The organism is Devosia rhodophyticola (assembly GCF_028816475.1).
Lineage (GTDB): Bacteria > Pseudomonadota > Alphaproteobacteria > Rhizobiales > Devosiaceae > Devosia > Devosia rhodophyticola.
Map to the genome: position 1 here is coordinate 2,249,617 of NZ_CP118247.1, position 24,542 is coordinate 2,274,158.

General features: G+C 57.9%; 19 protein-coding genes, 2 tRNA genes and 1 pseudogene. 12 read left to right on the forward strand and 10 right to left on the reverse strand.

The features are described 5' to 3' along the window. Positions 1-6: 6 nt before the first annotated feature. Entirely contained in the window at positions 7-981 is a 975-nt protein-coding gene (locus tag PSQ90_RS11060) for an ABC transporter substrate-binding protein (RefSeq protein ID WP_282210367.1), read from the reverse strand. A gap of 530 nt (positions 982-1,511) precedes the next feature. On the opposite strand from PSQ90_RS11060, the gene PSQ90_RS11065 reads away from it, so the two are divergent. Then, on the forward strand, positions 1,512-1,871 hold the full coding sequence (locus PSQ90_RS11065) for a DUF6481 family protein (protein WP_282210368.1): 360 nt from the start codon (positions 1,512-1,514) through the stop codon (positions 1,869-1,871). On the opposite strand, the gene PSQ90_RS11070 is transcribed toward PSQ90_RS11065, so the two are convergent. Continuing rightward, a complete protein-coding gene (locus PSQ90_RS11070; protein ID WP_282210369.1) occupies positions 1,868-2,539 on the reverse strand; it encodes a spermidine synthase in 672 nt (223 codons plus the stop codon). The genes PSQ90_RS11065 and PSQ90_RS11070 overlap by 4 nt on opposite strands. A gap of 194 nt (positions 2,540-2,733) precedes the next feature. Between PSQ90_RS11070 and PSQ90_RS11075 the strand changes: the two genes are divergently transcribed. Together PSQ90_RS11075 and PSQ90_RS11080 are read left to right on the forward strand one after the other, a co-directional pair. After that, the gene (locus tag PSQ90_RS11075) at positions 2,734-3,942 is read left to right on the forward strand and encodes a lytic murein transglycosylase (RefSeq protein WP_282210370.1); all 1,209 of its coding nucleotides are present in this window, start codon (positions 2,734-2,736) and stop codon (positions 3,940-3,942) included. Between the two features lie 72 nt (positions 3,943-4,014). Next, positions 4,015-5,175 carry an SGNH/GDSL hydrolase family protein gene (locus PSQ90_RS11080; protein WP_282210371.1) on the forward strand — a complete coding sequence of 387 codons (1,161 nt, stop codon included), beginning with the start codon at positions 4,015-4,017 and terminating at the stop codon, positions 5,173-5,175. A gap of 39 nt (positions 5,176-5,214) precedes the next feature. On the opposite strand, the gene PSQ90_RS11085 is transcribed toward PSQ90_RS11080, so the two are convergent. The 4 genes and pseudogenes from PSQ90_RS11085 to PSQ90_RS11100 all read right to left on the reverse strand — a co-directional run bounded on the left by PSQ90_RS11085 (position 5,215) and on the right by PSQ90_RS11100 (position 12,987). Further along, positions 5,215-6,642, reverse strand: coding sequence for a glutamate synthase subunit beta (locus PSQ90_RS11085; protein ID WP_282210372.1), 1,428 nt, complete (start codon positions 6,640-6,642; stop codon positions 5,215-5,217). A 12-nt stretch (positions 6,643-6,654) separates the two neighbouring features. Further along, the gene (gltB, locus tag PSQ90_RS11090) at positions 6,655-11,370 is read right to left on the reverse strand and encodes a glutamate synthase large subunit (protein ID WP_282210373.1); all 4,716 of its coding nucleotides are present in this window, start codon (positions 11,368-11,370) and stop codon (positions 6,655-6,657) included. 551 nt (positions 11,371-11,921) lie between these two features. Beyond that, a complete protein-coding gene (gene dps / locus PSQ90_RS11095) occupies positions 11,922-12,395 on the reverse strand; it encodes a DNA starvation/stationary phase protection protein Dps (RefSeq protein ID WP_282210374.1) in 474 nt (157 codons plus the stop codon). 138 nt (positions 12,396-12,533) lie between these two features. Continuing rightward, a pseudogene (locus PSQ90_RS11100) lies at positions 12,534-12,987 on the reverse strand (Hsp20 family protein). A gap of 389 nt (positions 12,988-13,376) precedes the next feature. Between PSQ90_RS11100 and PSQ90_RS11105 the strand changes: the two are divergent. Further along, entirely contained in the window at positions 13,377-14,351 is a 975-nt protein-coding gene (locus tag PSQ90_RS11105) for an alpha/beta hydrolase (RefSeq protein ID WP_282210375.1), read from the forward strand. Here the strand turns inward: PSQ90_RS11105 and hisN are convergent. Further along, positions 14,348-15,163: a histidinol-phosphatase gene (hisN, locus tag PSQ90_RS11110; protein WP_282210376.1), complete on the reverse strand. Its 816-nt coding sequence runs from the start codon at positions 15,161-15,163 to the stop codon at positions 14,348-14,350. The two genes, PSQ90_RS11105 and hisN, sit on opposite strands and share 4 nt — an antisense overlap. Before the next feature lie 54 nt (positions 15,164-15,217). Further along, on the reverse strand, positions 15,218-16,111 hold the full coding sequence (locus PSQ90_RS11115) for an N-formylglutamate amidohydrolase (protein WP_282210377.1): 894 nt from the start codon (positions 16,109-16,111) through the stop codon (positions 15,218-15,220). 196 nt (positions 16,112-16,307) lie between these two features. Here PSQ90_RS11115 and cpdR point away from each other — a divergent pair, with 196 nt between their 5' ends. From cpdR to msrB, 5 genes are all read left to right on the forward strand, one after another. Continuing rightward, entirely contained in the window at positions 16,308-16,667 is a 360-nt protein-coding gene (cpdR, locus tag PSQ90_RS11120) for a cell cycle two-component system response regulator CpdR (RefSeq protein ID WP_035103227.1), read from the forward strand. Between the two features lie 96 nt (positions 16,668-16,763). Then, positions 16,764-16,838 (forward strand) — tRNA-Val (locus tag PSQ90_RS11125). A gap of 91 nt (positions 16,839-16,929) precedes the next feature. After that, positions 16,930-17,004, forward strand: a tRNA-Val gene (locus PSQ90_RS11130). 127 nt (positions 17,005-17,131) lie between these two features. After that, a complete protein-coding gene (locus tag PSQ90_RS11135; RefSeq protein WP_282210378.1) occupies positions 17,132-17,572 on the forward strand; it encodes a PACE efflux transporter in 441 nt (146 codons plus the stop codon). A 141-nt stretch (positions 17,573-17,713) separates the two neighbouring features. Continuing rightward, complete coding sequence (gene msrB / locus PSQ90_RS11140; protein WP_282210379.1) at positions 17,714-18,118, forward strand: peptide-methionine (R)-S-oxide reductase MsrB; 405 nt, start codon at positions 17,714-17,716, stop codon at positions 18,116-18,118. Between the two features lie 42 nt (positions 18,119-18,160). Here the strand turns inward: msrB and hrpB are convergent, their stop codons facing one another. Beyond that, complete coding sequence (hrpB, locus tag PSQ90_RS11145; protein WP_282210380.1) at positions 18,161-20,620, reverse strand: ATP-dependent helicase HrpB; 2,460 nt, start codon at positions 20,618-20,620, stop codon at positions 18,161-18,163. Positions 20,621-20,714: 94 nt separating this feature from the next. On the opposite strand from hrpB, the gene PSQ90_RS11150 reads away from it, so the two are divergent. After that, a complete protein-coding gene (locus PSQ90_RS11150; RefSeq protein WP_282210381.1) occupies positions 20,715-21,584 on the forward strand; it encodes an aldose 1-epimerase family protein in 870 nt (289 codons plus the stop codon). Positions 21,585-21,618: 34 nt separating this feature from the next. Here the strand turns inward: PSQ90_RS11150 and PSQ90_RS11155 are convergent, their stop codons facing one another. Then, positions 21,619-23,127, reverse strand: a complete 1,509-nt coding sequence (locus PSQ90_RS11155) for an ATP-binding protein (RefSeq protein ID WP_282210382.1) — start codon at positions 23,125-23,127, stop codon at positions 21,619-21,621. 182 nt (positions 23,128-23,309) lie between these two features. Here PSQ90_RS11155 and PSQ90_RS11160 point away from each other — a divergent pair, with 182 nt between their 5' ends. Both PSQ90_RS11160 and PSQ90_RS11165 read left to right on the forward strand, forming a co-directional pair. Then, on the forward strand, positions 23,310-23,789 hold the full coding sequence (locus PSQ90_RS11160) for a GNAT family N-acetyltransferase (protein ID WP_282210383.1): 480 nt from the start codon (positions 23,310-23,312) through the stop codon (positions 23,787-23,789). 89 nt (positions 23,790-23,878) lie between these two features. Next, positions 23,879-24,538, forward strand: coding sequence for a GntR family transcriptional regulator (locus tag PSQ90_RS11165; RefSeq protein ID WP_282210384.1), 660 nt, complete (start codon positions 23,879-23,881; stop codon positions 24,536-24,538). Positions 24,539-24,542 lie beyond the last annotated feature (4 nt).

Below are 24,542 nucleotides of genomic sequence, written 5' to 3' on the forward strand. Positions count from 1 at the left end.
GGCCGTCTACGAAAGGCTGGCGATAACCTTTTCCGCGATCTCAGGGGATACCCACTTGGTCCAGGTATCCTGTTCGGTCTTGAGGAAGTTTTCAGCCGTTGCTTCGGCGTCGGCCTGATTTTCATCACCATAAACCAGCAGCTTGCTGATTTCGGCGTTGCTCAGGCCAGCCTTGGCAAGATAGGCGGCAACGTTGGGCGCTTCTTCAGGTATCCACGAAGCCGCACCGATGATGGCAGGCGAAGATGGATAGGCTGTCTTGACGGGTGGCTTGTCGCAATCTGCATTGGTGTTGCAGGCGTAGCCTTCCTTGTCGACCGCACCCATATCCAACTGGACCGCGTCATACTTGCCCAGAATAGCTGTTGGACCCCAATAGTAAAACAGGATCGGTTCGGTGCGCAGGAAAGCGCGCGAGATCGAGGCATCGAGCGAGCCGCCCGAACCGGGAGAAAACAGGTTCCAGGTGTCTTGCATGCCATAGGCTTTATATTCGGCCTCGGTCGCAATCTCGCAGGTCCAGCCGGGAGGGCAGGAATAGAGCCGACCCTTTGAGGTGTCCTCTGGATCAGGGAACAAATCAGGGCGGGCCACAACATCGTCGACGCTTTTCAACTCGGGATGTTCTGCAGCGACGTAGGCGGGGATAAACCAGCCTTCAACAGTGCCATCGGTGATGGCGTCGCCTAGCTTGACCACTTTGCCATCGGCAACGCCCTTGGCCCAGGGTTCTTCGATTGAACTGGTCCAGAGTTCAGGCGCAATCGCGGGCGTACCGCGCGACAACATCGACGAAGATGTCGGCACTGTGTCGCCACTGACGATTTCGACGTTGCAGCCAAAACCTTGTTCAAGAATGGTGGCGTGGATGCGGGCCAAAGCAGCGGCGGATGGCCATGTCATCTCAGCAATGTCGATCTTCCGATCGGTACCGCATGCATTATCCTGAGCCTGGACAGGCAGACTAAGGGGAATGGTCACGCAAAGCGCCGTGACAATAGCTGCTCGTTTCCAGCTGAATATCATAAGGTCGTTCCTGTGTATATTTGGAGAGTGGGGAACATAACCACACAATACCGATAAGTCAAAGGGCTGACCTTAACGTAAGTGAAAATAATAATCCTGTGCAAATATTTTGTATATTTGACAAGTTTAAGAATGATTTAGACAGTTTGCGCTGTAGGCATTTTCTGTGGAAATTTGTTTTAACAGTTTATCATTAATTTTGCACTTGGTGGTCAAGTTTAGTATCGAATATTACTGGCAACTTTAGCTGAGACTATCGAGAATCGGCGTGTTGCGGCAAATCGCTAAATGGGGCCTTCGAACGCTTTGGCGTGGTTTTTGTGGTGCGTGCGGCAGATTGGGCATGGAAATGCACCCACCAAGGGTGCTATGTCGGCCCACCGAAGGCGCTGACGCGTGAAAATGCGCGGTTGGCCGACATATTGGCAGGCCTGCGCAAATGCGTCATGCGGCTGAAACCCAGATAATCGACAAGGAAAAACTATATGACGAAGCCCGGAGACACCGGCTTTTCCGAACGCCGCCAGACAGCACTAGAAGCCAAACGGCGGCTTCTGGAAAAATTTAAGGCCGCGCCGAAGCCGGATGATCCCGAAATGATTGCCAAGCGAGCCGAGCGCGAGGCCCTTGCGGCGGCGCGGGCCGAGCGGCAAAAGCTGCGCGAGCAGGAAAAGCGCGAGAAGGCAGAGCGCCAGGATGCTGAGGCCAAGGCGGCAGCAGAAGCGGCGGCAGCGGCCGAGGCTGAGGCACGAGCCGAAGACGAAGCCAAACGCGCTCAGACCGAAGAAGAGAAAAAGGCCGAGCGTGATCGGCGCTATGCAGCGCGCAAAGCCCGCAAGCGCTAGGCTTTCTTTGCCATCCAGATAACATGACGCGCGCCACGCTTGCCGTTGGCGCGCGTTTTTATTTCCTCGACCTTGAACCCTGCCTGCCCCAGGCGTTGGGTAAATCCTGGATCTGGGGCCGACGACCAGACTGACAATATGCCGCCGGGACGCAAGGCCTTTTGGGCCGCGCGCAATCCAGCAGATGCATAAATGTCGTCATTGGCGCGCCGGGTTAGTCCTTCGGGGCCATTGTCCACATCGAGCAAAATTGCGTCGAACATCGCTTCGCTGTTGGCAATGAGGCTACCGACATCGCCTTGCCAGATAGTGGTGCGGGAATCTTCAAGGCAATCACCGAACACAGGTTTGATGGCACCGCGCGCCCAATCGATGACGGCGGGCACGAGTTCGGCAACGGTTATGCGCGCATCGGCCGGCAACACATTTTGCGCAGCGCGCAAGGTAAATCCCATACCCAGCCCGCCAATAAGAATGTGGGGGCGATTGTAGGGTTCGAGCCGCCGACAGGACAGAACCGCCAGCGCTTCCTCGGAGCCGCTGAGGCGGCTGTTCATCAACTCGGTGGTTCCCAGCATGATTGAATATTCAGCGGCCCTCTGCATCAGACGCAGATCGCCCCCATTGCCGGGCATTCTGGCGACGTCCAATTGCTGCCAAGGGTTCATGGAAAATCTTTCGCGTCAGGATATGATCGGTGCCTAATGCCCGGCGAGGTCGAGCGGGTCAAGCCATTCCGGACCACTCACGGCTGCCGCAATTGTCCAATGGGCAGCACTTGGATTAGAGATCAGTCGCGGTTAGCGGGTTTTCATCGAGGCGCTAATTTGGGAAGGTGGTTCGTCTCATTTGGGAGCCACTGATGCGGATTCGGTTTGTTCTGGCGTTCTTGACGCTGTCGTGCGGGCCGGTTCTGGCGCAGCCCGCCGAGAGCTTTGACACCTTTGTCGCCGGGTTCGCCGGTGTGGCAAAGGCTGCGGGAATTGGTGAGGCAACCTATCGTTCTGCGATGGTAGGGCTAACACCTGATCCGAAAACGCCGGCGCTCGTGAGTGGTCAACCCGAGTTCACCACCCCGATCTGGGACTATATGGATGCGCGGGTAAGTGCTGGACGAATTAGGCGTGGGCAGGCCGCCATGAGGGCCAATGCTGGCCTGTTCGAAGCGGTGGGCGCGCGTTACGGCGTTGATCCCTATATTCTTGGGGCGATCTGGGGCATGGAGACCGATTACGGCGCGGTGCTTGGCAATACGAGCCTTATCCGCCCGATTGTGCGGTCATTGGCCACATTGGTACATCAGCGACGCTCGCGGCTTAAGGAGGACACCGCCGATTTGATTGCCGCCCTGCAACTGGTGCAGCGTGGGCCGCTCGACAGTCGGCAGCTGGTGGGATCATGGGCGGGCGCCATAGGACACCTGCAAGTCAATCCATCAAGCGTTGTCGCCTATGGTACCGATGGCGACGGTGACGGCGGGATCGACTTGCACCATTCGCTGGCTGATGCGCTGGCGACCAGTGCGAAATTTCTGTTGGCGCTTGGGTATGAGCCGGGCCTTGATTGGGGCTTTGAGGTGCAGTTGCCCGATGGATTCGATTATCTGTTGGCCGAGCGTGAGCAGTTGCGGCCAGTGGCGTTTTATGCTGATCGGGGCGTTAGCCGGGTCAAGGGGCGGCAATTTTCCGATTTGTCAGTGCCGGTCTTTCTCTATGTTCCCGCTGGCAAGGATGGGCCCAAGTTTTTGATGACGCAGAATTATCTGGCGCTCAAAGGTTATAATTTTTCTGACAGTTACGCGCTGTCGGTGGCGCACATGACGGATCGACTCAAGGGAAGTGGCAGTTTTGTCCACGATTGGCCCCGCAGCACCAAATTTCCCAATCTTGGTCAACGTAAGGCCATTCAAGAGGCGCTGATTTCGCTAGGCCTTTATCAGGGGGCGGTCGATGGGCGGATTGGGCCGATCAGCCAACGCGCCTACGCCAGGTTTCAGGCCTCTCGCGGCGAAATGGCCGATGGTTTCATCACCCGGGCCAGTTACGCCGAGCTTGAGGCGGCCGTGCAGTAACTTTGGCGCAATGGCGTTGGCCAAGCCTTGTGGCATGCGATAAACTGACAGAAGTTTATTGCCAGAGATACCATGTTCCGAGTTCTGTTTATTGCCCTGTTGGCCGTATTTGTTGTTAACGACCTGGCGCCTGCATGGGCGCAGGAGCGGGTCGAATTGGCGCAGGCTGAAAAACGCCGGACGCTTTTTGACATGCTGTTTGGTGAGGAAGCCGCCCCCGCCCCTCCGCCACCGCCGGTGCGCCAGCAACAACGGACGCGCAAGGCCGCACCGGTGGCCAGTGCGCCAGCGAGCCAGCCTGCACCAACAATAGAAAAGACCCAAGGGGCGACACGGCTGGCAGTGTTTGGCGATTCATTGGCTGTGGACCTGTCGAAGGCGCTGGAGCGACGCTATGCGGGCGATCCCAATCTAGAAGTGATAAATGAAGGGGTGGGCTCGTCGGGATTTGTACGCGATGATTTTTTTGACTGGAACCGCGCGATTGGCGAGCAGGTTGCCGCTGACAGTTTTGATCTGGCCATTGTCATCATCGGTATCAATGATCGACAGGAAATTCGCGAGGGGGGCAAGGGCTATTCACCGCTGAGCGAAGGTTGGACGGCAATCTACAAGGAGCGTATCGCCAAATTTCTCAACCAGTTGCGGGTTGCGGGCAAACCGGTGATCTGGCTTGGGCTGCCGCCAATGTCCAAATCGGGCTATTCGGGTGCCATTGGAGAAATCAGCGCCGTGCAGCGGCTGGCCAGCGTTTCGGGCGGGGCTGAGTTCCTGGATATTTATGAACGGTTTTTGGGCGAGGATGGCAAATATTCGTCCTATGGACCCGATGTGAACGGGCAGAATGCGCGAATGCGCAAGAGTGACGGCATTCATTTTTCAAGCGCTGGCGCTGATAAACTGGCGTTCTATCTGAGCCAGCCAATTCGGAACTTTTACCGCGGTGGTGCGGTCACGGTTGCGGTGTCGGATTCGTTGCGGGGGACTGATGCCGGCGCCATGGTCCGGCTGCCTTATCAGGGGCTAGGGCAAACGCGGTTGCTTGAAGTTGCAGGGGCCGTGATCCCGCTGGGACGATCAGCGGCGCCCGCCGGGACACTTCTGACGTCCCATGACCTGGCGCGCACCGAGCCTTTTCCGCTGGAGCAGCTCATTGAGGCACCGATGGGGCGGGTGGATGCGTTTGGCGTTGGTTTGGTGCCGGATGAAGATGGCTCGACCGCCGTGCCTTGATGGTGGCGTATGGGGCGCCCGAAGGCACCCCAATGACATTCAGCGTGGCAGGTCCGTGCGCCCCATCAACTCAAGATCAATGGCCCGGGCGGCCTGGCGCCCTTCGCGGATGGCCCAGACCACCAGCGACTGGCCGCGACGCATGTCGCCAGCGGCAAAAACCTTGCCGACAGTTGTCTTATAGCTGAACGTATCGGCCAACAGATTGCCGCGTGGGTCAAGCTTGGCATCGAGCTGGGCAAGCATGCCTTCGTGGATCGGGTGGGCAAAGCCGATAGCCAAAAGCACCAGGTCTGCCTTGATAACAAATTCGGTTCCGGGAATGGGTTGACGCTTGCGATCAACGCGCGCGACTTCAACGCCGGTAACCTCACCCTTTGCATTGCCAATGATCTTCATGGTGCCGGCTGCAAATTCGCGAATGGCGCCTTCGGCCTGAGAGGATGAAGTGCGCATCTTGACCGCCCAATTGGGCCAGTTGGTCAGTTTGTCTTCCATATGGGGCGGTTGGGTGCGCACATCGAGTTGGGTCACTGCAATGGCGCCCTGACGGAAGGAGGTGCCGACACAGTCCGAGGCAGTATCGCCTCCGCCCACGACGACAACGTGTTTGCTGGCGGCGATCAATTGGGCCTCGCCAGAAATATCTTCGCCACCCAAACGGCGATTGGCCTGCACCAGAAAGGGCATGGCGAAATGCACGCCGTGAAGATCTACGCCCTCAGCGTCGACGTCGCGCGGATGCTCGGAGCCGCCGCACAGCAGCACGGCGTCGTGTTGATTTTGCAGGTCTGACAGGGGACGGGTTACGCCGATATTCTCGCCATAGTGAAAAGTGACGCCTTCGGCAGTCATTTGATCAATACGGAAATCGACATGTTCTTTTTCCATCTTGAAATCGGGAATGCCATAGCGCAGCAGGCCACCAGCCTTAGGTTCACGCTCATAGACGTGAACGTCGTGACCGGCCCGCGCCAATTGCTGGGCCGCAGCCATGCCCGCAGGGCCGGAGCCTACGATGGCAACCGATTTGCCGGTCTTGTTGGGGTTTATCTGTGGCTTGATCCAGCCATTCCGAATGGCACGGTCAGCGATAGCCTGCTCGACAGTCTTGATGGCGACAGGAACGTCCTCAAGATTGAGCGTGCAGGCTTCTTCGCACGGCGCAGGACAAATGCGGCCGGTGAATTCGGGAAAATTGTTGGTTGAGTGCAGATTGCGCGTCGCCTCTTTCCAATCGCCATTATAAACCAAATCGTTCCAGTCGGGGATCTGGTTGTTAACCGGGCAACCGGTATCGCCATGGCAATAGGGCACGCCGCAATCCATGCAGCGCGCCGCCTGATCAATGATCCGCCCCTCTGACATGGGGATGGTGAATTCGCCAAAATGACGCACGCGATCTGACGCTGGTTCGTAGCGTGGTTCTTCGCGATCAATCTCGAGAAAGCCTGTAACTTTACCCATTTGTGCTCTCTCCTATTCTGCTGCCGCTGCACCAAGACCGGCGCCGCGCTTCTTTTCCATTTCGCGGATGGCACGGCGATATTCGACGGGCATGACTTTGACGAATTTGGGCCGCATCTCAACCCAGTTATCCAGAATGTATTTTGCGCGGGTCGAACCGGTATAGTGCAGATGGTTCGAAATGAGCTGGTGCAGACGTTCATCGTCGTGCTTGGTCATGTCGCCCGAAATATCGACGCGGCCATGCCATTCGAGATCCCCGCCGTGATGGTGGATCTTTTGCATGAGGTTTTCTTCCTCGGGCACCGGCTCGAGATCGACCATGGCCAGATTGCAGCGCGAGCGGAAGGTCTCGTCCTCATCGAGCACATAGGCGACGCCACCGGACATGCCAGCAGCAAAATTGCGGCCGGTCTTGCCGATGACGACCACGGCACCGCCAGTCATATATTCGCAGCCGTGGTCGCCGGTGCCTTCGACAACCGCGATAGCGCCCGAATTGCGCACCGCAAATCGTTCACCGGCAACGCCCCGGAAATAGCACTCGCCGGCAATTGCGCCATAAAGCACGGTATTGCCCACGATGATCGATTCCTCGGGCTTGATGACGGCTTTGTCAGAGGGGCGCACCACAATGCGGCCGCCTGAAAGCCCCTTGCCGACATAGTCATTGGCATCGCCGATCATGTCGATGGAAATGCCCTGACTGAGGAACGCACCAAAACTCTGGCCGGCGGTGCCGGTCAGCTTGATGGCAATGGTATCGTCGGGCAAACCGTCGTGGCCATATTTGCGAGCCAGTTCGCCCGACAGCATCGCACCAGTCGAGCGGTCGCGCGAGCGGATTGGCAGATCGATTTGTACGGGCGTGCCGTTTGCGAGGGCCGGTTGGGCCAGTTCGATCAACTGGCGGTCCAGCACCGATTCCAGATGGTGGTTCTGGAGTTCGGAATGATAGAGCGTATCGTCGCCTTGTGGTTCTGGCTTGTAGAACAGCTTGGTAAAATCGATGCCCACGGCCTTTGAATGATCGGCCAACCGACGCTGGTCGAGCAGATCGGAGCGTCCGACCAGTTCATTGAGCGAGCGGGCGCCAAGCTGGGCCATCAGGCCGCGCAGTTCGTCGGCGATGAAGAAGAAATAGTTGATGACGTGCTCTGGCGTGCCCTTGAAGCGCTTGCGCAAGACGGGGTCTTGCGTGGCAACGCCAACGGGGCAGGTGTTGAGATGGCACTTGCGCATCATGATGCAGCCCGCCGCAATCAAGGGCGCCGTCGAGAAGCCGAATTCGTCGGCCCCAAGCAGGGCACCGATCAAGACGTCGCGGCCGGTTTTGAGACCGCCATCAACCTGCAGGATGACACGTGACCGCAAGCGGTTGAGTACCAGGGTCTGGTGGGTTTCGGCGAGGCCAATTTCCCATGGACCACCGGCGTGCTTGAGCGAAGTTAGTGGCGAAGCGCCGGTGCCGCCGTCATAACCGGAAACAGTGATGTGGTCGGCGCGCGCTTTGGCGACCCCGGCGGCAACCGTTCCGACACCAACTTCGGACACCAGTTTGACTGAGACATTGGCCTGCTCATTGACGTTCTTGAGATCGTAAATCAGCTGGGCCAAATCTTCGATCGAGTAGATGTCATGGTGCGGTGGAGGCGAAATCAGACCAACGCCGGGCGTCGAGTGGCGGGTCTTGGCAACGATCCAGTCGACCTTATGGCCGGGCAATTGCCCGCCTTCTCCGGGCTTGGCGCCCTGTGCGACCTTGATTTGCAGGGCGTCGGCGTTGACCAGATATTCGGTGGTGACGCCAAAACGCCCCGAAGCGATCTGCTTGATGGCCGAGCGGAGGGGATTAGAGGAGCCGTCGGACAGGGGCCTGTAGCGATCCGGCTCTTCGCCGCCTTCGCCAGTGTTTGACTTGCCGCCAATGCGGTTCATCGCCATGGCCAGCGTTGTGTGCGCTTCGCGTGAGATCGAGCCGAACGACATGGCGCCAGTCACGAAACGCTTGACGATATCAACGGCAGGTTCGACTTCCCCAAGGGCGACGGGCGCCCCCATTGGTCTGACATCGAACAGGTTGCGAATGGCAAGATAACCGTTCTCGCCCGAGTTCACCCGCTCGGCAAAACTGTTGTAGCGCGTCTGGGCGGTTTCGGGGCTTTGGTCATGGAAACGGACGGCGTGCTGGAGATCGGCAACTACGTCAGGCGACCATGCATGCTTTTCCCCGCGGATGCGATACATATATTCGCCACCGACATCGAGTGCCTTGCGCAGGACGGCGTCATTGCCGAACGCGCCTTTATGGCGATTGACGGTTTCAGAGGCGATTTCGGGCAGGCCAACACCCTCAATAGTGGTGGCGGTGCCAAAGAAATAGCGCTTGACGAATGGGGTCGACAGGCCAATTGCGTCGAAAATTTGAGCGCCGCAATAAGACTGATAGGTCGAAATTCCCATTTTGGACATGACCTTGAGCAAGCCCTTGCCCACCGACTTGATATAGCGGTGGATCACCTCATGGGCGTCCACCTCGGGCGGATATTCGCCTTCGGCGTGTAGCGCTGCCAAGGTTTCAAACGCCAAGTAGGGGTTGATGGCTTCAGCGCCATAGCCCGCCAGCATGGCGAAATGGTGCATTTCGCGCGCTTCCCCGGTTTCAACAACCAGACCTGAAGAGGTGCGCAGACCTTTGCGGATCAAATGGTGGTGCACCGCAGCGGTGGCCAGAAGTGCTGGAATGGCGATGCGATCAGCGGCGACCAAACGGTCCGAAAGGATGATGATGTTGTATTCGCCGCGAACGGCGGTTTCGGCCAGTTCGCAAATGGCGTTGATGGCCGCCTCCATCCCTGGCGCGCCTTCGTTGGCAGCATAGGTGATGTCGAGTGTCTTGGTCTTGAACTGGTTGTCGGCCATGTCACCGATAACGCGGATCTTTTCGAGATCCTCGTTGGTCAGGATGGGCTGACGCACTTCAAGGCGCTTTTGCTTGGCGACGCCTTCAAGGTCAAAAAGATTGGGCCGCGGGCCAATGAAGGAGACGAGGCTCATCACAGATTCTTCGCGGATCGGGTCAATCGGGGGATTAGTGACCTGCGCGAAATTCTGCTTGAAATAGGTGTAGAGCAGCTTTGACTTTTCACTGAGGGCAGAAATTGGCGTGTCTGTGCCCATCGAGCCGACCGCTTCCTGACCAGTGGTGGCCATGGGCGCGATCAGGATCTTGAGATCTTCCTGGGTGTAGCCAAAGGCCTGCATACGGTCGAGCAGGCTTTCGGAAGTCTTGGGGGCCTTCGGCTCTGCTTGGGGCAGGTCTTCGAGCACGATCTGGGTGCGAGCCAGCCATTCGGCATAAGGGTTCTTGGTGGCGAGCGCCTGCTTGATCTCGTCATCGGAAATGATGCGACCTTCTTCAAGGTCGATCAACAGCATGCGCCCCGGCTGCAGGCGCCAGCGCTCTACAATGTCTTCGTCGGGAATGGTCAGAACGCCAGATTCGGAGGCAAGAACCACATGACCTTCCTTGGTCACCAGATAGCGGGCAGGGCGCAATCCGTTGCGATCAAGGGTTGCAACAACGTAACGGCCATCGCTCAGGGACATGGCGGCCGGACCGTCCCATGGCTCCATCAGGGCTGCGTGATATTCATAAAAGGCGCGGCGGGTTTCATCCATGAGTGGATTGCCCGCCCAGGCCTCGGGGATCAGCATCATGGCGGCGTGGGGCAGCGAGTAGCCACCGCGCACCAGAAATTCGAGCGCATTGTCAAAACAGGCGGTGTCGGACTGGCCTTCGTAAGAAATGGGCCACAGCTTGGAGATGTCATCGCCAAACAGTTTTGAGGATACTGACGCCTGCCGCGCGGCCATCCAGTTGACGTTACCGCGAATGGTATTGATTTCACCGTTGTGGGTGGTCATCCGGTAGGGGTGGGCCAGACGCCAACTGGGGAAAGTGTTGGTTGAAAAGCGCTGATGCACCAGAGCGATGGCGCTCTGAAAATCTTCGTCGTGCAGGTCAGCATAAAAGGCGCCAAGCTGGAAGGCGAGGAACATGCCCTTATAAACTATGGTGCGAGCCGACATCGACACAACGTAAAAGCCGTTGTCGTCGTTGGATTCAGGGATGCTGGCGTAGACCGTGTTGGAGATCACCTTCCGCACGATCAAAAGCTTGCGCTCGAACTCGTCAAGGCTGAGGCCGTCGGGGCGCGCCAGGAACAGTTGTTCGATAATGGGTTGGGTGTCAGTTACGCCCTTGGGAAGGGTGGAGTTGTCAACCGGCACGATGCGGGTACCCAGGACGGTCAGCCCTTCGCGTTCAAAACAGCCAAGAATTGCCTCGGCGCAGCGGTCGCGCATGGCAACTTCGTTGGGATAGAACAGCATGGCCACGCCGTAGTAGTGCTTGGCGGGCAGGGCAAAGTCTACTGACTTTTCCAGAAACGCGTGTGGGATCTGGATCAGAATGCCGGCGCCATCGCCCATCAGGGGATCGGCACCGACAGCGCCGCGATGTTCAAGGTTTTCAAGAATTTCAAGGCCCTTCTGAACCACTTCGTGGCTGGGCCTGTTCTTGATATTGGCGATCATGCCGATGCCGCAGGCATCATGTTCATTGGCGGCGGTGTATAGTCCCTGATCGGCTGGACGGCCGCTGGTTTTGGCGATGGCAGTGTTGTCGGTGACGGGTTGCAGGGAGCCGGTCATTTCATGTGCCATGGCGCAATTCCTTGTCTCAATTACGGGGCCGCAATCTTTCGCTCTGAGAGCCTTACGGGCCAAAGTCCTGTTCGTTTACACCTTTGCCATTGTACCGCGTGCGGTAGGCAGGATGCTGACAATTGTCCTTTCACGGACGTGATATTGTCCCGGGTCGTACAAGGTACGGCTCGAAAGAGCAATTACGTCCATTCATTGGGGAGCGGCTCTGCATCCAAATGGCCGCTCGTTCGGGCGATATTAGCCCCGCCATTCTGTTTCCGCTACGATTGCGGTCCAGCCAGAACGGCGTGTGCCGCTTGCCGGGGAGACCGGGGCGTCACCTTTGATAAGGACAATAGTGTTGTCCTATCTTGGGCACACTCGCATAGTTTAGCGTGCCGGGCAAGCGTCATGGTGCATTTTTCCCTGTCTGGAATAGGGGAATGCCAATTCAAAATAGGAATTAATAGGCAAACCTTCACCGATTGAGGGAATTTCTTCGCCGTTCAGGTCGTTTTAACGCAAAAAAGGCGCGAAAAGTGCGCCTTTCCTATTCAATTTTGCTTTGCCTATTCCAGATGCGATTTGATAAACCACAGGTCCTTGTCGAGTTCGCGCGAATAGGCCGTGAATATGTCAGCGGTGTCGGCGTCGCCCGCTTCATCGGCAGTGCCGATGGCCTCGCGCACCGACTTGGCGGTTGCGGCATAACGTTCAGCCAGGGCCTGAAGGTGGTCAGTGACTTTGCGAATATCGGTAGGGTAAGGCTTGAGGCTCGTCGCCTTGACCACATCCTGAGTGGTACCCAGAGCAATGCCATCCAACTGGGCCACGCGTTCTGCTACGATATCCACGTGGGTATCGATTGCGGCGCGGAACTGGTCAAGTAGTTCGTGGACAGCGATAAACTGGGGGCCCTTGAGGTTCCAATGGGCCTGTTTGGTCAAAAGTGCCAGATCAATGGCGTCGGCCAAACGGGTGTTAAGCAAATCGACCATGGCGGATTTGGTATTGGATTTTATATCAATTGATGGCGTTTTCATTAGAACACTTTCCTAGATGCTGAGCCGAATGCGGCACCTGCTAAGGCAATGATCCAATGGCGTGGCCGGTTCCATCAATGGGTATACAAAAGGCGCGGACCTTGCGGACCGCGCCCCTGGATCACATCAAATCAGTCGTTAGTTGACCGACTGATCGTCGATACTCTTGGCACCGCCATTGATCGCAATCTGGCGCGGCTTTTTGCCTTCGGGCAATTCGCGCTTCAATTCGAGATGCAATAGCCCGTTCTCAAGGTTTGCCCCGGTTACTTCAACATAGTCGGCAAGCTGGAAACGCAGCTCAAAAGCGCGTTCGGCAATGCCGCGATGCAGGAACTCGCGGGACTTGTCACCTTCGTCGGCGGCCTTGGCGCCTTTGACGGTCAGGTTGTTTTCCTTGCTCTCAATGGCAATATCGCCGTTGGAGAAGCCGGCAACGGCGATCGAGATGCGGTAGGCGTCTTCACCGAGGCGCTCAATATTGTAGGGGGTAAGTCTTGGCTTCCTGTCCCGAAACACTGTCGAGCCGCGAAAACAGCCGGTCAAAGCCGACTGTGGAACGGTAAAAAGGCGTAAAATCAAGGGTCTGCATTTCACATTCTCCTGTGAGCAACGTGGATTTTGCGCGCTGCCATGGCATGCCCCCAATATTAGGCGAGCATTGTCCTGCGGCAGGCGATCCCCGGAACATCCGGCGGACAAGCAATATTTAGGCGACGAAAAAGTGGGTTCAAGAGGGTGAGGGTCTTCGATTTGATGAACGCTATCTGAATGGGACTTTCCGCTACGGTTCACAACAGGGCTGCTAGAAACCGATGATGTGTACCGGACCCAATGGCGAGGTGCACTCTTCCTGCGGCTCCGTCACCCGCCCCCCGCACGGGCCGCATTCTGGAAAACCAGCGTTCCGCAAGGAATGCTGGTTTTCTTTCATATGTGCATGGTCTAATGCGCGCAAAGCGCCAAAGGCACGAGTTGTTCATGACGATAATTGTTGATCCCGATGGGCCCAAACTGGCCAATGTTGCTTCAAATCCCATTCCCGACGGGGTGCGGCTGGGTTATTTCAAAACCAGCGATCAAGTGCGGCTGCGCTATGCGTTCTGGCCGCGAACCGGACCGGTTCACCGGGGCACGGTTTGCCTTGTGCAGGGACGCACCGAATTCATCGAGAAATATTTTGAGACCATCGCCGATTTGCGCTCACGCGGATTTGCCGTGGCCACGTTTGACTGGCGCGGGCAGGGCGGTTCGGACAGGCTGATCGGCAATCGAGGATTGGGTTATGTCGATCAGTTTTCCGATTATTGGTGTGACCTCAAAAGCTTTCATGCTGAAATTCTGCTGCCCGATTGCCCGCCGCCCTATTATCTCGTCGGCCATTCAATGGGAGGGTTGGTGTCGCTGTTTGCGGGCGTCCATGATCGGTTGATGTTTGAACGGATATTTGTGTCAGCGCCCATGGTGGCGCTCGATAAGCAACCGCTGAGCATGGGCGGTATGGCCAAAGTTGCCGAAGTGCTGAGTTTTTTGGGGCTGGGGCAACTGCCGGCCGGGCGCCAGGCTGACAAGCCGATGTCGGAAGGGACTTTCCCCAACAATCCGCTGACGTCTGACAAGGCACGCTATATGCGCTCGGTCGACGTGGTGCGCGCTGAACCCGGTCTGGGCGTGGGCAAACCGACCATTCGCTGGGTGGCTGCCGCAATGGCGGCCATGGCTGAGGCGGGGCGGGACAATTTTCCGGGCCGCATCAGGGTGCCGCTGTTGATGCTGGCGGCGGCGCGCGACGAGGTGGTTTCAAGTTCTGCTATCGAGCAATTGGGATTGCGGCTGCGCACCGGGCGTCATGCCGTCATCGCCGGGGCCAGGCACGAGATGTTCGTCGAAAATGACTTCATCCGCGGCCAGGTCTTTGCCGCATTTGACGCGTTCATCACCGAACAGAGCGGCTAGGTTCTCGCATCGCGCAAGACCTTGAGCGTTGATTCAAGCAATTCGGGGGTGGCAGCGGCGACGCAATTGCCGCCTTTTTCGGCGCGGCCGCCATCCCAAGTAGTGACGATGCCGCCGGCGTTTTCGATCAGCGGGATCAGGGGGCAGATATCGACGTCCTTGAGGCCAGCCTCAACCACGAGATCAATGTGACCAGCAGCCATTAGGCAATAGCCGTAGCAATCAAGCCCATAGCGGGTTTGCAAGACCTGTGGCCACAGGGCGTTCCATTGCGCTTCGGTATCATTTTTTCGAAACAGGTCTGGCGTGGTGGTGGTGAGCTTGGCCTGAGCCAACTCGGTAATTTTTGATGTCTTCAGCGGTTGGGTTTGACCTTGCCGTTGATATTGAGCGTCGCCGGGCATGGCGAGATAGGTTTCGCCGGTGAAGGGTTGTGCCATCAGTCCGGCGACGGCGCGCCCATCAATCATCAGGCCGATGAGCGTGCCCCAAACGGGCACGCCTGAAATATAAGCGCGGGTGCCGTCGATTGGATCAATGATCCATTGAAACCGGCCCTGGGTGGCCTTCTCGTCCCACTCTTCTCCGATGATGCCATGATCAGGAAAGCGATCGGCGATCAGTTCGCGCACGACTGTTTCGGCCTGTCGGTCGGCCTCGGTTACCGGATCAAAGCCTTCGGCCCATTTATTGTCGACGGCGAGGGCTGTGCGAAACCGGGGCATTGTGTGTGATGCCGCAGCGTCGGCTGCGTCGAGCAGGGTTTTGCGGACAAGATCCGGGTCAAGATCGGCCAGCGATTGAGGTCTCATGAAAGGCTGCCTTTGTTAAAGGTAGGGGCGTACCCGGCATCACTAAGGGGATGGCTACTCGGCGGCAGCGTTCAGCGCTGGGGCAGGACCGCAAAGGGCCACGAGATCAAGCCCGATCAGGGTAAAGATCAATCGCTCGACCAGTTGCCGGATGGCATTGAAATTGTCGTTCTTGGTCAGGGTTGTTTCGTTCATATAAAGATGACGGCTGACTTCGATCTGCAGGGCATGAACCCCATGAGAGGGGCGGCCGTAGGAGCGGGTGGCAAAACCACCGGCATAGGGGCGGTTGCGGGCGACGCGAAGCCCTGACGAGGAAAACACGGTTTCGACCAGATCAATGAGGCCTGGCGCGCAAGTCGTGCCATATCGATCACCCAAGACGATGTCTGGTGAAGGGCGGTCGCCGGAGCGCGTGAGTCGCGGCATTGAATGGCAATCAATCAGAATGGCCACGCCAAAGGCCGCCATGGCTTCGCTTAGCAGCTTTTGCAGCGCCGTATGATAGGGGTGATAAATGCCCTCGATGCGCATCTGGGCATCAGCGATGCACAAGCGTTCGCGGTAGATCGGTTTGTTTTCCGCCACAACCCGGGCCAGTGTGCCAAGTCCGGCGGCGACCCGTGGCGATGTGGTGTTGAACCGGTCCGAAAGTGGCTCGTTGAACATTGTAGGATCAAGCTCCCACGGTTCGCGGTTCACATCGAGATAAGCGCGAGGAAAATGGGCCTGCAACAGCGGGGCACCCAGATGAGGGGCGCGGGCAAACAATTCTTCGACCCAGGCATCTTCGGACTGTCTGATCGAGAGATGATCCAGCCGTGTCATGGCCAGGAACCGCTCAGGGTAGACGCGTCCGGAATGGCCTGAATTGAATACGACGGGCGCCACCAGACGGCGCGGTCGTATGGTTTCAAATGCGGGCTTATCCCAATAGTCGGACCGCACCTTGCCTCCCCGGAGTTACAATCGCGACGCGCGACATTCATGCTTTTCAGTGCCAAGTTTGCCCTTGTTCGCCCGCGATGTCCACAATAACGGGAAAATGCGTGTCTCAAGTGCAACGCGTGGTTGCGGATTTGGCCAGTTGGACTAAACATCCCTCATCCAGGCCGACTCAATGCCGATTTGCCGGAGGAAATTGATGAAACGCATTCTGCTTGCAGAAGACGACAACGATATGCGCCAGTTTCTGACGCGCGCACTCAAGAACGCGGGCTATGACGTGGTGTCGTTCGACAATGGGCTTTCGGCCTATGAGCGGCTGCGCGAGGAACCGTTCGCCCTGTTGCTCAGCGATATCGTGATGCCGGAAATGGACGGGATCGAACTGGCGCGGCGCGCGACGGAACTGGATCCTGATCTCAAGGTCATGTTCATTACCGGCTTTGCTGCCGTGGCGCTTAATCCAGACAGCGACGCGCCCAAGGATGCATCGGTGCTGTCCAAACCGTTCCATCTCAAGGATCTGGTCAACGAAGTGGAGCGGCTGCTGGCCGCATAATAATAAATTCGCGGAATGGCCTCTTGACCCATTGTGTGGTTTTATGGTCTATCCGCGCCACTGGTGAGGCCTAGCGCTGCGCCAGCCCGGAGAGATGGGCGTATAGCTCAGCGGGAGAGCACTACGTTGACATCGTAGGGGTCACAAGTTCGATCCTTGTTACGCCCACCATCTCTTTCCCTGCCTGACAGGGGCTTCGCGCAGCCGTTGCGGCATTGGTCCGGTTCATAGTCCGGGATTGCCCGCCACTCAAGTTGTGTTTGGGAGTATAGCTCAGCGGGAGAGCATTCGCTTCACACGCGAAGGGTCACAAGTTCAATCCTTGTTACTCCCACCATTTTTGCGGCGTTCGTGGATTTCAGCTCTTGGTGAGCGATGAACACATGCCTATGTTGGCACGTGAGAGGACGGCCTCCCCCATTTTGGGATCTGTTCGGGACGACCCGAGAACATAGGGGAGCCATATGCGCACCACCTGGGATCGTATTCGTCACGCCATCAGCTTTGAAATCCTTGGATTATTGTTAGTCACCCCGTTGGGTGCGTGGGTATTTGACAAGCCTTTGCACGAAATTGGTGTGATCAGCCTCGTCGGGGCAACGCTTGCCACGTTCTGGAATTATGCGTTCAATCTGGCGTTTGATCACGCCATGGCGCGGTTGCGCGGACGGGTGCAAAAAACACCGCTGATCCGGCTTGTCCATGTGGTGCTTTTCGAGCTCGGGCTCTTGGTACTGTTGATGCCGTTCATCGCCTGGTATCTGGGTATTTCGTTCATGGATGCCTTGTTGATGGATATCTCATTTGCGCTTTTCTACATGGTCTATGCCTTTTGCTTCAACTGGGCCTACGATCTGGTTTTTCCCATACCAGAGCTCAAAACACCGGTTGCGTCCAACGCTTAGTTTTTGCCCAACATTTGCCGCTCCGACATGCGTTTTTGCCCCGGTTCAGGTCACAAGAACTTGAGCTAGGCGGTGACGGGGTGTTGGTAGTCGGACGATGACCCTATATCATTGGTCCAGATCTCAAGAATGGAGAGCCCCATGGATGCCCAGAAATTTCCGGTGACGCGGACGGATGCTGAATGGCGCGAACGGCTGACGCCGGAGCAATATGCGGTCATGCGGGGGCATGGCACCGAGCGGCCTGGAAGCTGTGCGCTATTGCAGGAACACCGACAGGGTGTTTTCACCTGTGCCGGTTGCGACCAACCGCTGTTTGAAGCCAAACTCAAGTTTGAAAGCGGGACCGGGTGGCCAAGTTTTAATGATCCCTTGCCCGGCTCGACCGAAGATACGGTTGACCGCAGTCATGGCATGGTGCGCACAGAAACCCACTGCGCCAATTGCGGTAGCCATTTGGGACATGTTTTTCCAGACGGGCCGCCGCCGACGGGTCTGCGTTATTGTGTCAACGGGGTGGCGCTGAATTTTACGGCAAAAGAATAGGCTGCAATAAGAACTGAGAAATCGCGCCAATGGCGCGATTTTTTATGTGCCGCGCGGTTTGGCGCGGCTGGTGGCTGGTGTGTTGACTGGATCGTCGGGCCACAAATGGCGCGGATAACGGCCTTTCAGGTCCTTGGCGACATCTTTCCATGAGCCTCGCCAGAAGCCAGGCAAATCGCGGGTGGTCTGGATAGGCCGATGGGCCGGTGACAGCAATATTACTAGTAACGGCAGGCGCCCACCAGCAATGGTGGGGTGCTGGTTCAGCCCGAAAAGTTCCTGAACCCGCACTTCGATTGCCGGACCGTTTTCTGTAGCATAATCAATAGGCAAACGCGATCCGGAGGGGGCATCGAAATGGCTGGGCAGCAACCGGTCCATTTCCTGACGCTGGCTCCACGGCAGCAAGACGTCAAGGGCGTTACCCAGTTCGCTAGCGCTGATCTGGGCGCATTGGCTGAGGCCAAAAAGGTGAACCTTCATCCAGTCCCGATCCTTGCTCAACTGTTGATCGGACAGGTCTGGCCACTGGTCGCCCAAGGTTGCGTTCAAAAAAGTGGCACGGGCGCGAAGTGCCTTTTGCTCTTTGGTCCAACCCAGATTGGCAATGGTACAGTGGGCGGCGAGCAGATTGGCGGCTTCTTCTGCCTGTTCGATCGCGACGGGTTCGTCAGAAAGCTTGAGGGCGCCAAGGCGCTCGACGCGTCGGGCGCGAACACTTTGTGAGGCTGTGTCAAAGCCAAGGATGGTTTGCCTGACAATGGCCGGCGCAAATAATTCATCGATGGTGACGCGTTCGATTTTTGCAGCGGCGCGGATGCGACCTGTCGCCGCCGCGCCGGTAATATCGGTCACTACCAGAAAGGACGATGCAGCCAACCCGTCCGTTGGCTCAAGACTGGCGGCGCGACCGTTGGCAAGGCGGAAGCGGCCCGGCGCCCCAGCTTTTTGCGCTAACCGGTCTGGATAGGCACACGCCAAGTGTCGACCAATTTCGGTTGCGACAGCAACGCTAGCCGGTACACTATTCCCATCGGCCATTTCTGCCCAACGACGCGCGAGACGTCGCGCCTGATCAGCACGTTTAGAGCGGTCATTTCGGAAACGGTGATGGCGATGCACCAGGTCGGTGCCATCGCCGCCCAACCCTCGTTCTGTCAACAGAACTGCCAGTTCCGCAGCGAGCATGGTGGAGCCTTCAGCCGCTGCACTTTGAACCATATGGGCCATGCGCGGGTGCAGGGGCAGGCGAGCCAAAGCCTTTCCAATCGGTGTTATGCGGCCATTTTCATCAAGTGCATCAAGGCTTTTGAGCAGGACGACGGCCTCGTTCCACGCTGGTTTTGGTGGCGGATCAAGAAAGGTCAATTGGACGGGGTCGGCAACGCCCCAGTTGGCCAGATCAAGCGCCAACCCCGAAAGGTCCGCTCCCAGTATTTCGGGCAGATCATAGGGATCAAGCGCCGCCGTTTGTCCCTCCGCCCAAAGGCGATAACAGACGCCGGGGGCTGTCCGTCCGGCGCGACCACGGCGTTGATCGGCACCGGCGCGCGAGACTTTGCGGGTTTCCAGCGTCGTCAGCCCAGTGGCTGGCTCATAAGCTGGCACACGGCGCAAACCGCTGTCGATGACAATGGTGATGTCTTCAATGGTCAGCGATGTTTCGGCAATGGAGGTGGCCAAAACGATCTTGCGGCGACCTGCCGGGGCAGGCGAGATAGCGCGATCTTGATCGGCGGTTGTGAGTTGGCCGTAAAGTGGTGCAACGTCGATGTCGGACGGCAAGGCGGCTTGCAGTCGTTCGGCGGTTCGGCTGATTTCTGCCTGGCCGGGCAAAAAAACCAGGGCCGAGCCGGTGTGATCCCGCATGGCGGTGCGAATGGTTGATGCCAGTTGGTCTTCGAGCCGGGTAAGGGGATCGCGGTCGACGTGAATGGTCGAAACCGCAAAAGCGCGTCCCTGACTTTCGATAGTCGGGGCATCGCCCAGCAATGCTGCGATTCGAGAACCATCAATGGTTGCGGACATGATCAAAAGACGCAGGTCAGGTCGCAAGGCCGTGGCATCCAGCGCCAATGCAAGGCCAAGATCGGCATCCAGGCTTCGTTCATGAAATTCGTCAAACAGCACAGCAGAAACGCCGATCAGTTCGGGGTCGTCCAATATCATTCGGGTGAAGATACCCTCGGTGACCACTTCAATGCGCGTTTGCGTAGAGATTTTGGCGTCGAGCCGGACGCGATAGCCAACCGTCTGACCCACGGGTTCTCCAAACGACTGCGCCATGCGCTGGGCGGCCGCCCGGGCTGCCAGCCGACGCGGCTCCAGCACGATGATTTTGCCATCTCGTCGCCATGCTTCATCCAGCAAGGCCAGAGGCACCAAGGTGGTTTTGCCAGCGCCGGGCGGCGCGACCAACACCGCCCTGGGGCTCCGTGCCAACGCGGCGAGGAGTTCGGGCAGGGCTGCCTTTATGGGAAGATCGGGAAGGGTGGGCGACATGGCTCTGTCATGGCCAAAAAGCCGATGAAGAACAAGAGGGGCCTGTTTAATCGGGTCGGTTTGTGTTCAATAGCGGCGGACAAGGGGACAGGGCATGGAACAATCAGTTCAGCTGGATAATGGCCAGATCAGCATTGAAATCGCTGCCATGGGCGCGGAGATGCAGTCGATCACTGGCGCTGATGGCCGTTCGTGGCTTTGGCATGGTGACGAGAAATACTGGACGGGTCGCGCACCGGTACTGTTTCCCATTGTGGGCAAGACGCCCAATGACATGATCGGGATCGGCGGCAAGGATTACGCCATGGCCTCGCATGGCTTTGCCCGGCGCCGGTCATTTGAGCTGGTTGAGGCTGACGCTGATCACTGCATTTTCAAACTTGAAGCGTGCGATGAAACGCTGGCCAGCTATCCGTTTCAGTTCCGACTGCAAATTGAATATCGGTTGATTGGCGCTGGCGTTGCGGTGACCGGCACGGTCACTAATCTGGGCGCGAACGGCATGCCGTTTCAGTTTGGCTATCATCCTGCCTTTGTCTGGCCCCTGCCGGGTGCAGAGGGGAAAGTGCATGAAATCCGGCTTTCGGGCGATGCTGCCCCTGCGCTGCAACGCTTGCGCAATGGCTTGCTGACGACCCAGCGCCAACCGTCGCCTTTTCGGGCGGGACGGCTCAGGCTAGAGCCGGGATTGTTTGCCGAAGACGCGATGATCTTTTCGGAAGGGGCGGGGGAAAGTCTGGTTTACGGGGTGGCCGGTGGCCAATGCATCGAGTTCTCCTGGACAGGTTTGCCCAATCTGGCGCTTTGGACCAAGCGCGGCGCGCCGTTCCTTTGCATCGAGCCCTGGCACGGCACCGCTGCCAAGATCGGTGGCAGCAACGATATCATGCACCGACCCTATGCCTTGATGCTCAAGCCCGGCGTTGAGCGGGTCTTTGGCTATAAAGCCCTGTTCAAGCACTAATTATTGCGGGTTTCGTTTTGTCCGACCCTGGTGGCTATTCGGCGGCGGGGCGGTCTTCGGCCAGATCGTCGGGGCCATTGGGGTCACCCGGTGCTGTTTCGCAGTTTAAATCAGGCAGGGCGACGACGCGATTGTTGCGGAAATCAAGCCGAACGACGAGCAAGCCGCGTTCTTCGAAATAGGTCAGCAAACGACGGGCGCGGCTCGAAGAATGGCTGCCATAGATGCGCGCCAAGGTAAGGTCGGACGGGCAGGGGGCGTTGGTAACCGCGGCCTGCGCCAGAACCAGAAATACCCCTTGAATATCGTCCGTCAGAGATTCTGACAGTGTCAGTGCCTGCTGCCAGGTTTCGCTGGCCGCCGTGTCCTGATCCAGACCAACGCGGGCGACGGCGAGACGGCGCTTGAAGGCAGGCAGGGCGAGCGATTCACCGGGGACGCGCCGAATACGGCAACGAACCAGAAAATCCTGATAGAGCACCGCCACGGTGCGGAAGCTGGCGTCAGGGTCACTGAGCAGTTCGACCATGACCCCATTAATCAGGGCATCGCGCTCCGCCTCATCGATATCGGGAAACAAGGTTTGGGGCGGCGCTTCCACTTCAATACGTGGCTTGCTGAGTTGGGCCAGAATGTCGGCGGTTGGCGTTGGTGGCGGCGGCGCGGGCCGGCGCACGACCGGCCGGGCTTCTTCGGGACCGGGGGTAAAAATCAGGTCCTGAGCGTCGAGCGGCGCGTCGGGGAGCGGGGTCAGTTTGGGGCTGGTGGAGCGTGCCAAAGTTTCCACCGTGCCGATGGTGATCGGCAGGGGGCGGCGCGAAAGCGCCGGGCCAAGCGCAATGAAACAGCCACGCGCCAGATCCCGGAACTGCTCGGCCTGCCGCCGCTCCATGCCCAATAGATCGGCGGCGCGAGCCATATCGATATCAAGGAAGGTTCGACCCATGAGAAAATTGGAGGCCTCAGCGGCAACATTCTTGGCCAACTTGGCCAGTCGTTGAGTGGCAATGACACCGGCCAGACCGCGTTTGCGGCCACGACACATCAAGTTGGTCATGGCGCCCAGCGACAGTTTGCGCGCTTCGTCGCTGACTTCGCCGCCGACAGCGGGGGCGAACATCTGGGCTTCGTCCACAACCACAAGCACTGGATACCAAAAGTCTCGGTCGGCATCGAACATGCCGCCCAGAAAGGCTGCCGCTGCCCGCATCTGTTGCTCGACATCGAGTCCTTCAAGACTAAGGACAACCGAAACGCGATGTTGGCGGATGCGTCCGGCAATGCGGGTCAGTTCTGTCTCGGTGCGGGCAGCGTCGACCACCACGTGGCCGAATTTTTCGGCCAGCGTTACGAAATCACCTTCGGGATCAATTATAACCTGTTGCACCCAGGGCGCGCTTTGCTCGAGCAGGCGCCGCAGCAAGTGTGATTTGCCAGAACCAGAATTGCCCTGCACCAACAGGCGCGTGGCCAGCAACTCTTCGAGATCGAGCATGGCAGACGCGGCGCCTTTGGTTGCGCCCATGTCGATGTCGACTTTCATTGGTTCTCCGTCTGCGGCGATCAGGTCCCGCAGGGGAGACTCAATGCACGGCTTTGTTAATTTGACCCTAGCATTTGCTACCGGGCTTGAGGACCACCAAAAAGCCTCAACCCACAGCTGGCTGGGCCAATCTATTGCGCGCACCGGCCTGCGTGGTATCTGTCGAGTGTTGGGAGAGCAAGATGAGCGATTTATTGGTGCGGCTTTACGATCTGCCTGAATTTGAAGCTGAGGAGAAAGTGCGGGTGGCGGGCGTAGTGATCCGCCGGGCCCTGCCGCCTGAAGGGCACGTCGTGCTGGCCTGGATACGCGAGCATTTCAGCGAAATCTGGGCTTCGGAAGCGACCCACGGATTGGCGCAAATGCCTGTTACCTGCCTCGTCGCTGTTCGGGGCGGCCAGATTTTGGGATTTGCCTGCTATGACACGACGGCCAAGGGCTTTTTCGGACCAACAGGGGTTGCCGAGGATCAGCGCGGGCAGGGGATCGGTGAAGTGTTGTTGATTTCGACGCTGCGCGCGATGCGCGAGGCAGGTTATGGCTACGCAATCATTGGCGATCCAGGACCGGTGGCGTTTTACCAGAAGCGGCTCGATGCAATGATCATTCCCCATTCAACGCCAGGCGTTTATGCGGGTATGCTGGCTTCGGTCAATGATTGAGGCTGTCGACCTGCGGGGCGATCTGGGCTAATCCTCGAACTCATCTTGAATGGAAGGTTCGGCAGGTGCTGGATGAGCTCCCTGAAACCATGGCTAGTCGCATCGTTGCTTTGTTGCGGGACGACATTGTCACGATGGCGCTCAAGCCCGGTGACATCATTTCCGAGAGCGACATTGCGGGCCGACATGGTGTTTCGCGTCAGCCCGTGCGCGAGGCCTTTATCCGGCTTTCCCAACAGGGTCTTTTGATGATCCGCCCCAAGCGGGCGACAGTGATCAAGAAGATTTCTGCAGATGGGGTGCGCCAATCGCGCTTCATTCGGGAGTCGATCGAAGTCGAAATCGTGCGCCGCGTCGCGGGGAATCCTCATGCCGATACTGTTGCACTACTGACCGGGGTTATCGCCGCCCAGCAGGCAAAATCTGATGCCGGAGATATTCGAGGTTTTCATGGCCTCGATGAAGAATTTCATCATCAGTTGGCGCTTCTAGCGGGCGTCGAATATGCTTGGCAACTGGTGGCGGATCACAAGATTCAGCTGGATCGCGTGCGTTATTTGACGCTGGGGCGGGCCTCGTCCGAATATGCCATTGCCGAACACAAGGCGATCACTGCGGCGGTCGCGGCGGGCGATGTGGTGTCGGCGGAAAAAGAGATTCGCAAACATCTGGCGCGGGCCGAGGTGTTGCTCTCTCAAACAATTGCCGATTTTCCGGACTATTTCGAAACTGCCGATAGCGCCCATTGATGGG